This is a genomic window from Dehalococcoidia bacterium (assembly GCA_021295915.1).
GTDB lineage: Bacteria > Chloroflexota > Dehalococcoidia > Lucifugimonadales > UBA1123 > VXRN01.
This window is the reverse complement of the sequence record JAGWBK010000063.1, coordinates 9604-10973: the sequence shown is the minus strand read 5'-3', so window position 1 is coordinate 10973 and position 1370 is coordinate 9604. Positions and strand designations below refer to the sequence as shown.

The 1370-nt window shown below is 57.7% G+C and carries 2 protein-coding genes; both read right to left on the bottom strand.

Annotation, left to right across the window (positions count from 1 at the left end; all coding sequences use genetic code 11):
- Positions 1-166: 166 nt before the first annotated feature.
- A complete protein-coding gene (locus J4G14_14095; protein ID MCE2458921.1) occupies positions 167-1033 on the bottom strand; it encodes a transposase in 867 nt (288 codons plus the stop codon).
- Positions 1034-1047: 14 nt separating this feature from the next.
- Positions 1048-1370: hypothetical protein (locus tag J4G14_14090; GenBank protein MCE2458920.1), on the bottom strand; the 323-nt coding region annotated here is incomplete at its 5' end.

The window sequence follows — 1370 nt, the reverse complement described above, 5'->3', positions numbered from 1 at the left end:
GTCCTGCTTGAGCGTCTCCAGCGGGTAGAATCCGAAGCAGCCTGTCTCAGAATGTACTCTGAATACTGAACACTATTGGACGCTGCGCCAATTTCCGCCCTGTCGATGTTAACTGAGCAGTTGCCGAGAGGCATTTTGAGTAAGACGGCAGTTGTCGCAGTCCAGCCTATGCGGCAGGGCTTAGTCGCGGGCCAATCGGTGGATGCGACAGTGATCGAAAACGCCATACTCTCCACAGGGTCCGCAGGTTGAAGGCTGTTGCCGACAATGTCCACTCCGCAGCCACGTTCACCACACCACGAAGTAAGAATCTTCGGAGTCCCATCTGCTCTTTGAGAATACCGAAGACCGGTTCGATCAGTTGCCCCCTGCGCCGACTGGCCCGTTTTGCTTCATCAGTGGCCATCAACGCGCGGTGGCGCCGCAGTATTTCGTCGTGAGGACCTATGCCTATGCCTCTCCCATGTACCCGGTCAATGGTGCACTCCCCGAACGCAGGACAGCTCAGACATACGCCAGCCGAGGCCCGGTACAGCCGCACACGAGCCGTATTGGTCTGAATATAACGGGTGAATCTCAGTCTCTGACCCTTTGGACAGATGTAGCTGTCGCTGGTCTCGTCATAAACGAACCGGTCCTTGTGGTATGGGTTGGCCAGAGTCTTACGCTTTGAGTCCGGCACAATCACGTGACGTCCGGTGCGCGCACATTCTTTCAGGTTCTTTCCGGAGTGGTAGCCCGCATCGGCCAGCGTCAGTGGGGCCTCCGTGCCGGTAATCTCCTCAGCTTGTTCCAGCATCGGGATCAGTTGCGCATGGTCGTCCGGGTCGGCGCACGCGTCGGCTGCAGTCACAAGCATGGCCGACGCCTCTCCAGGAACCAGTACACGGGAGACCACTGCCTGTGCGTTGAAGGATGGGACGATACCCTGCCGACTCTTCATCAGCCTGGCGTCCGAATCGGTCAGGTTGATCCTCTTCAGGCGAGGTCTGGACGCTAACTCCTCCATCGCTTGCTTAACACGCTCTCTCAAGGTCTGTTGGTCTGCTAACTCCTGCGGCAGGACCGGACACCGGTCATGAATCCGTACAGCCAAACACTCAGCAGTGCGTGGGGATGGTAGGCTGGCGCTCCCATTGGGTCGCCATCAATCTGCACCTCGAGCTCGGCCCATCCCTCACGATCTAGGGCGTCGACAAACTCGACCACGAATCTTGCAGGGTGGTCTGTTGGGATCAACTCTTCAAGCGCAGGGGGCAACAGCCACATCTGCTCTCGGTTCATCTCTCGAAGAGGCACCTTCTTCCCTCCGGTCCAGCGATGGTTCCAGTTTACACCCTGATTGCCATACAGACTTTTGAGACAGGCTG